Origin of the sequence: Clostridium sp. E02 (genome assembly GCF_003833015.1) — a bacterium.
In the GTDB taxonomy this organism is placed as follows: Bacteria; Bacillota; Clostridia; order Lachnospirales; family Lachnospiraceae; genus Lacrimispora.
In genome coordinates, this window is sequence record NZ_RJLQ01000030.1 from 26,486 (window position 1) to 33,674 (window position 7,189).

General features: G+C 31.6%; 8 protein-coding genes and 1 pseudogene. 4 read left to right on the top strand and 5 right to left on the bottom strand.

From position 1 onward, the window contains the following. Positions 1-38 precede the first annotated feature (38 nt). Together EFT72_RS17680 and EFT72_RS17685 are read right to left on the bottom strand one after the other, a co-directional pair. The gene (locus EFT72_RS17680; RefSeq protein ID WP_124068238.1) at positions 39-164 is read right to left on the bottom strand and encodes a class III lanthipeptide; all 126 of its coding nucleotides are present in this window, start codon (positions 162-164) and stop codon (positions 39-41) included. 23 nt (positions 165-187) lie between these two features. Continuing rightward, positions 188-883 (bottom strand): trypsin-like serine protease, encoded by a 696-nt coding sequence (locus EFT72_RS17685; RefSeq protein WP_124068239.1) that lies wholly within the window; start codon positions 881-883, stop codon positions 188-190. A gap of 326 nt (positions 884-1,209) precedes the next feature. Here EFT72_RS17685 and EFT72_RS17690 point away from each other — a divergent pair, with 326 nt between their 5' ends. Both EFT72_RS17690 and EFT72_RS17695 read left to right on the top strand, forming a co-directional pair. Beyond that, complete coding sequence (locus EFT72_RS17690; protein ID WP_124068240.1) at positions 1,210-1,704, top strand: IS3 family transposase; 495 nt, start codon at positions 1,210-1,212, stop codon at positions 1,702-1,704. Further along, positions 1,664-2,071: an integrase core domain-containing protein gene (locus tag EFT72_RS17695; RefSeq protein ID WP_164473212.1), complete on the top strand. Its 408-nt coding sequence runs from the start codon at positions 1,664-1,666 to the stop codon at positions 2,069-2,071. Before EFT72_RS17690 ends, EFT72_RS17695 begins: the two co-directional genes overlap by 41 nt. Before the next feature lie 174 nt (positions 2,072-2,245). On the opposite strand, the gene EFT72_RS17700 is transcribed toward EFT72_RS17695, so the two are convergent. Continuing rightward, positions 2,246-3,378 (bottom strand): IS3 family transposase gene (locus tag EFT72_RS17700; protein WP_124068242.1). Its coding sequence is split into 2 segments (ribosomal slippage): positions 2,246-3,117 and positions 3,117-3,378, totalling 1,134 coding nucleotides; the frame shifts between segments, so codons are not numbered across the junction. Between the two features lie 224 nt (positions 3,379-3,602). On the opposite strand from EFT72_RS17700, the pseudogene EFT72_RS17705 reads away from it, so the two are divergent. Both EFT72_RS17705 and EFT72_RS17710 read left to right on the top strand, forming a co-directional pair. Next, positions 3,603-4,669: pseudogene (locus EFT72_RS17705) on the top strand (IS256 family transposase). Positions 4,670-4,818: 149 nt separating this feature from the next. Continuing rightward, on the top strand, positions 4,819-5,067 hold the full coding sequence (locus tag EFT72_RS17710; RefSeq protein WP_124068243.1) for a hypothetical protein: 249 nt from the start codon (positions 4,819-4,821) through the stop codon (positions 5,065-5,067). A 1,084-nt stretch (positions 5,068-6,151) separates the two neighbouring features. Here the strand turns inward: EFT72_RS17710 and EFT72_RS19380 are convergent. Both EFT72_RS19380 and EFT72_RS17720 read right to left on the bottom strand, forming a co-directional pair. Continuing rightward, complete coding sequence (locus EFT72_RS19380) at positions 6,152-6,295, bottom strand: hypothetical protein (protein WP_164473213.1); 144 nt, start codon at positions 6,293-6,295, stop codon at positions 6,152-6,154. Positions 6,296-6,370: 75 nt separating this feature from the next. Continuing rightward, positions 6,371-7,189: GHKL domain-containing protein (locus EFT72_RS17720; protein ID WP_124068245.1), on the bottom strand; the 819-nt coding region annotated here is incomplete at its 5' end.

The following is a 7,189-nucleotide window of genomic DNA, read 5'->3' on the forward strand; positions in this document are numbered from 1 at the left end:
CTGTTTAATTTAGTTTAATAAATTTAATTTAAATTTTATTACTTTATAACGCACCAAAAAACACTAATAGTACTCTCTTTTTTGCATGATACACTTAAATTTGAAGCTGCTGCAGATTCATAATTTTTTGCCTGCATAGTTTGAAGCTCTAATACACGTTTCATAATTACCCCCTCCTTTTAAATAGCTAATATTCTTTAATAATTACATCTGGTGAACCATTATGTACACCACACGCTATATGTAGTACGTTCTCAATAGTATTGCCCCAAAATGGACCCCACAGAATATCGTCGTGGTTTTTAAAGCTAAAACTTGAAACAGCATTCTGCACAATTTTATTTTTATATATTGTTAACCATGGTCCTCCAGATATACCATTTTTTTTCTTGCACTCTATACCTTGAATAATTCTAGTATATTTCTCATGTTGTATTGCTTTTCCAATTACAGTTACTGGATCTGGTCTACTAAAAAATAGTTTAGTATTAAATCCTTTTATAGCATATTTAAGCCCATATTCAAGATTAAACCTAGTTTCTATTGAACACTCTATATATTTTTTATAATCAAAATCATTTTTATTAAGTAAAACAAAAGCTGTATCACATTCAAGAGCAGCATTTTCTATCCAGTTTTTATGAATATATGCTTTTGACATTCTATACTTCTTCTTATAGTTTTCTGTAAATAGTGAAAATATGACATTTTCATAATAATATTTTCCATATGTATTATATATACAATGGGCAGCGGTTGCTATAAATACCATACCATTTGCTTTGATAAGACTTCCAGAAGCAATCTGGCGTTTTAAACCTGACCCAAATGTCACCAATACTAAACATTTATTATTAGAATTATATAATTCATCAATCAACATCCACACCTCTTCCGTCTTGCCTTTCCACTTCAAATATTATTAACTTTTGCAATAATATCATTAAAAGGCAATAAAAAAGTCATATTGTAATATAATGTCAATTATATTGTAATTGAATGGCATAATATATATATATATATATATTTAAATATAGTTATATTTAATTGTTAAAATATGCTACTTCTACAAGCAATTTGTATGTAAGTGTATAATAAATTGATGATTAGCTACCCCATAGATTTTATTACTTAATTACAGCTAAGAAATACGAGCAAATAAAATATACAATGATAAACAATACCTACACATTATAAAATGTAAATAAAGTGGTCTGTCTCATAAGCAGTGGTTTCGATAAATACAAATCAATTTATACCGTAAAACTTATATGTAAAGCCTTGCATTTCCCTAGAAGTACCTATTATAAAGCTTTGGTTCGTGTCCCATCAAAACGGCAACAGGAAGCTGAAAGACAGAAAGCTAAAATCAAAGAAATTTGGCTGGATAGCAAATCCCGCTATGGAGCACCAAAGATCCATAATGTACTGACCAGAAAAGGCGAAAATATTAGTTTAAAACGTGTTCAGCGATATATGAAAGATATGGGTATCTGCTCTATTGTTGTAAAGAAGTTCCGCTATTATTCAGAGAAAACAACTCCTGATGAAAGGGAAAACATCTTGGATAGAGACTTTAGTACAACTGGCATTAATCAAAAATGGGTTGCAGACATAACTTATATCCACAATGAAAGATGGCTGGACTTATCTAGCATCAGTCATGGATCTTCACAGTTGGAAAATCATTGGTTACGCCTATGATACTTCCATGACAGCTGAACTAGCTGTAAAGTCAATAGAAAATGCATGCTTAAACGTCAAGATGACAAAAGATATAATTCTTCATAGTGACATGGGAAGCCAGTATATTAGTCAAAAATTTGAGGACTATCTTGATAACAAACACATGATTCATTCTTTCAGTAGAAAAGGTAATCCTTATGATAATGCCTGTATTGAGTCTTTTCATTCATTATTAAAGAAGGAAGAAATAAATCGACGTAAATATTATGATTTCAATACTGCCAAAAAAGTAGTATTTGAATATATTGAATCCTGGTACAACAGAAAAAGGATTCATAGCGCAATAAATTATATGACTCCCCAGGAGGCTCATGAAGTTGCCTGAGAGGGTGAGGCAAATGTTAAACTTTTTGTGTCTACATTATTGACGCAAGTCCAAAACGTTTGAGAAGATTTTAAATGTTACGGAAGAAAGTAAAAGGAATAAAGTAGAAGCCAGTAAAAAGTATCTATTGGGAAATTGGACAGGAATTATGGAGGGTGGATTGTCAACAGTTTTCTAGACAACTTTTTTAAGGGTAATCATTCTATACTTCACCGGTGTCAAATATCCTAGTGAAGAATGAATCCTGTGGTTATTGAACCAATTCACATAATCAGACAATTCAATCTGAAGATGGTATAAGCTGCTAAAGGTCTGGTTCCTGACGAACTCTGTTTTGATTATTTTAAATGTTGCTTCTGCAACTGCATTATCATAAGGACTGCCTTTATGGATGAGGGAACGTTGAATTTCAAATGCTTTCAGAGTTTCATCAATCGTCTGATTCTTGAATTCGTTACCCCGATCCGTATAAAATATCTGGATATCTTTAAGATTTCCCTTTACGGATTGAAATGCCTGTTTTACAAGGGCTGCTGTTTTGTTGCGTCCGGTACTGTAACCAATTATTTCTCTATTAAAGAGGTCAACAAGGACACATATGTAGTTCCAGCTCATGCCGACCCTGACATATGTTAGGTCACTTACAACAATATTTCTATATGGTTGTTGATTGAATTGGCGATCTACGACGTTTTCAATTTTTGACTCGTTGCAGGTATCTTTCTGCGGACGAAACTGGGCAGTCGTATAACTTGAAACAAGTCCTTCCTGCTTCATAATTCTTCCGATGCGACGACGGGAAGCAATTATATTTCTATCCTTTAAATCGGATTTTATTTTCCGCGTTCCATAATTATTGCGGCTCGCCTTAAATATATCAATTATGTTTGCTGTCAGTTCAGATTCGTCTTGCTTTGCTTTTGCTTCGTAATAATAAGTGCTTCTTGGAATTTGTAGGACTCTACACATTGCTGACACAGAGTATTTGTGGGCATTTGCCTTGATCACATTTACTTTCGTCCTAAGATCAGCGCTGCTTGCTTTAAAATATCGTTCTCCATCTTAAGCTGCTGGTTTTCTTTGCGAAGCCTGATCAGTTCGGCATCTTCTGTAGAACGGTTATCTTTTTCCTTAAAGGAACCACTGTTATCTGCCTGGGCAATCCATTTATCAAGGAGTGAATTTGCAATATCATATTCTCTGATAATATCGCATTTTCTTTTTCCACCTCGATAGAGATCAACGATTTGTTGTTTTAATTCAGGTGTAAATGTACGACGTGGTCTTGGTTCTTTGTTTTTAGACATAGGGCATCATCCTTTCCTTATTAATACTATCATATATGCCCTTAAAATTTCTGTAGCCGATCCAGGGATTAAAGAATCAAGGTGCACAAGTTGGCTGTAGGGCAGAAGGTCATGTAAGGATGACGTATAATAGATTGCGCAAATTCAAATAAGCAAATAGACATAGTTTTTATCGTTTGGTAGAATTAAGTTACCACACAAAATTTCCAAGGAGGATAAAAACTATGTCTGAGAACATTATACAATTGAATCAAGATTTAATCCACCCCCAATTAAAGGATTTAGTAAAGAACAGCGTTGAGGAAACTTTAAATTCATTACTAGACGCGGAAGCTGAACAGCTTGTTAACGCAGAGCGTTATGCACGTAATGAAGAACGCAAAGGATACCGTGCTGGTCATTATGACCGTACTTTTACTACAACCTCTGGCGATGTAAATTTAAAGATGCCAAAGCTAAAAGGTGTAACATTTGAAACTGCTATTATCGAGAGGTATAAGCGGCAAGAAACATCTGTTGAAGAAGCTCTTATTGAGATGTATCTTGCTGGTGATTCAGTCCGCAGAGTAGAGGACATTACACAAGCGCTATGGGGAGCAAAAGTCTCTCCTACTGGTACAATTAGTAATTTAAATAAAAAAGCTTATGAACACATTGAAAACTGGAGAAATCGTAAGCTTAAGAGTAAAACCTATCCATATGTATTTGTAGATGGTGTATTCTTAAAACGATGCTGGGGTGGAGAATATGAAAAGTCAAACTAATCACTGGAGATAAAGCCCTTGGTATGGTTGAATCAATTGGACAAGTATTTCCAGAAGCAAAATATCAGAGATGCACGGTATATTTTTATAGAAATGTGTTTTCTGTTACACCAAAACAAAAAGTGAAAGATGTAGCTAAAATATTAAAAGCAATCCATGCTCAAGAAGATAAAAACGCTGCCAGAGAAAAAGTGGATTCAGTAGTCAAAAAGCTTCGAGGAATGAAGCTTAATAAAGCAGCTGATAAAGTAGAGGAAAGCATAGAAAAAACTTTGACATACATGAACTTTCCAGCTGAGCATTGGAGACGAATTAGAACTAACAATACTCTGGAACGCTTAAATCGAGAAATTAAACGACATACAAAAGTTGTAGGAACCTTTCCAGATGGAGAATCAGCCCTAATGCTGGTATGTGCTAGACTACGCCATGTAGCCAGTAGTGAGTGGGGATCTAAGCGTTATTTAAACATGGAACATTTAAAATCAATGGTAATCTCTGAAGAAGAGGGAATCATAGCCGGTTAACTTACCGGAACCAAACGAAAAGCAGACTGGTAATAGATAATCAAGGCGGTTAAGTTAAAATTTAATTTGCGCAAAAGTCTTCACAGTATCTATATGCAGACCGAATGAGTTCACGTCCGCTTGGCTGGAGTAGACATGAAGTTAATCAAATGAAAAAATTGCGTATTTATAAAGCGAATAAAGGAAATATGTTGAAATTGGTAAGAATGCAAAAACAGGATCTACTAGTGGCGGTAGGCTGTGAAGAGGAAAGAATCTATTTGAGTGGAGAAATGTTTCGTTCAGAAAAGAAAAAACTAAGCGAGGAACAAAGATATGTTGATAGAATTACACATAGTATGCCATTTCCGGAGGTTAAAAAGATAGTATATTTCAAAAATTACATTTGGGGATTGTAAAATGAATAAAAAATAGGTACAGTTTAAGCAGAAATTAAATCTGAAACACATCGGGGCAACTCTGCCTAATTGCATCCTACAGTAAGTTTACGCTATCAATGCAAATAAGTAAATAGACAAAGTTTTTATCGTTTGGTGGAATCAAGTTAGCATACAAAATTTCCAAACAGAATATAAAAACTATGTCTAAAAACATTATCAATTAAATTAAAATTTAATCCAGACTCAAATAAAATATTTAGTAAAAACAGTGTTAAGAAAACTTTAAATTCGTTACTAAACGCGGAAGTTGAGCACTAAATGAAGAATAAAAAGAGTCCCGTGCAGTTATAAAAGTACTCGACGAAAGTATAATAATACGCCAGATTACCATAGACACCCATCACTCATACTTAAACTTGAAACAATTCATCGTTGCTTTGAACTGGGTGAGAATGTACAATTAGTACCAGAAGACATGAGAATTTGAGACTACATAGTCTAAATCTTAGTCATTTGTTGGTCAATTAACCGAAATTTTATTTTGCACTTGTCCCATAATATTTAATAACAAAAACAATAACCAGGCATATACAACTGCGTTCATAAAGGAAGATAATTTAAGTAAGAAAAAAACACAAAACATTGTCAATTCTATTAAGTATATTATTATACAAAGAATAAAACGAAAGCGTTTCTTTTTTAAGGTGTCTACAGAAGCCTTATTAGTTACTGGACAAAAGCAAAATATTACCACTAACATGATTAAAATAATTAATTTTGTCGTTATAGTATTAATCAAAAAACTCTTAATTGCTAGATTAGAAATCATCTCTAAGAAAATGGTAAATATAAAACAAGTTGATGCATTTTTCAGATGAAATCCACCCGCACATATTCGTAAAAGGTAAAAAAACAATATAAATATAGTACTTTCAAAAAACTGCGTTAGTAGTATGCCTGTAAACATAACTATCAAAAGATGTAAAAAAAAAGAAAAAGTACATATATAGCCGATTTTATAAAGTTCCATGTCCTCATTTTTAATAATATTTTCTTTCACCAAAGAATTTGCTAGTTTATAAGAAATTCTTGAAAACATATATTAAAATTTCCTCATATATTTGTTATTTGGTGGCAAATCAGGTGAATGTGCTGGTCCATAACAGGCAAAATTTGCTATTATTGATACCATTATTAGAGGCAAAAAAGCACTTAATTTCATTGCATAACGTTTAATTTTATTCATGTTATAATCTCCTTTTATTATAATATAGATATCAAAAAATTTAAGAATCATTTTCATATCTACATAGTTATTTAGTTACTCTCTAGTCACAGATTGGTACAACATAACAGAAGAGATAAATATATCTGAAGTTTTAGGAGCAAAATCACATATTCCATTGTACTTTTGTACTATTTTTTCAATACTTTTTAAACCATATCCATGATTATAAACTTCATTTTTTGTGCTTAATAACGATCCATATTTATCAAAATTTAGAATTCCATTATATGTATTTTCAATTGCTACATGAAAGATATTTCTATCAAGTGAAATTTTAATACTTATTATTTTTTTTTGATTATTTTCTACATTTGTTAGCGCTTCAATAGCATTGTCAAGCAAATTACCTATAAGTACAATACAATCATTACTGTTTATATTAAGTAATTCATTTATTATTACCGAATATTGCAATTCAATTTCACCATCTATCTTACTTGCAAAATAATTTATAATACTATCAATTTCTTTTATTCCTGTATTTGATATTACTTTTTTACAATCCATAATATCTGTATGCTCAGTAACAACTTGTATAATTCCATTAATATCATTATTTTTTGCCATTAAAAAAATAGAATAAAGAATTTTTTTTAAGTCATGTTTTAACTCACTTATTTTAAATTTTTCTGCTATTCTTTCATTATAAAAATTTGAAACCATAGTCAGTTCTCTATAATTAAATTTAATTAAATCATACTCCGCTAAACTTTTAAATGTTATTAACAAAAAATGATTCAATGCTAATAAGATTAATACATTTATAAGATTTATAACTGTCATTTGATTATCAGGTGTGAAATTTATTGTAGTAAAATGAAGTATTAGTAATGATATTGAACATAACATAAA

What these genes read in the sequence shown, in the direction of transcription:
- EFT72_RS17680 (WP_124068238.1), bottom strand. Translation starts at nt 164, where the DNA reads ATGAAACGTGTATTAGAGCTTCAAACTATGCAGGCAAAAAATTATGAA.
- EFT72_RS17685 (WP_124068239.1), bottom strand. Translation starts at nt 883, where the DNA reads ATGTTGATTGATGAATTATATAATTCTAATAATAAATGTTTAGTATTG.
- EFT72_RS17695 (WP_164473212.1), top strand. Translation starts at nt 1,664, where the DNA reads ATGGATCTTCACAGTTGGAAAATCATTGGTTACGCCTATGATACTTCC.
- EFT72_RS17710 (WP_124068243.1), top strand. Translation starts at nt 4,819, where the DNA reads ATGAAAAAATTGCGTATTTATAAAGCGAATAAAGGAAATATGTTGAAA.
- EFT72_RS19380 (WP_164473213.1), bottom strand. Translation starts at nt 6,295, where the DNA reads ATGAATAAAATTAAACGTTATGCAATGAAATTAAGTGCTTTTTTGCCT.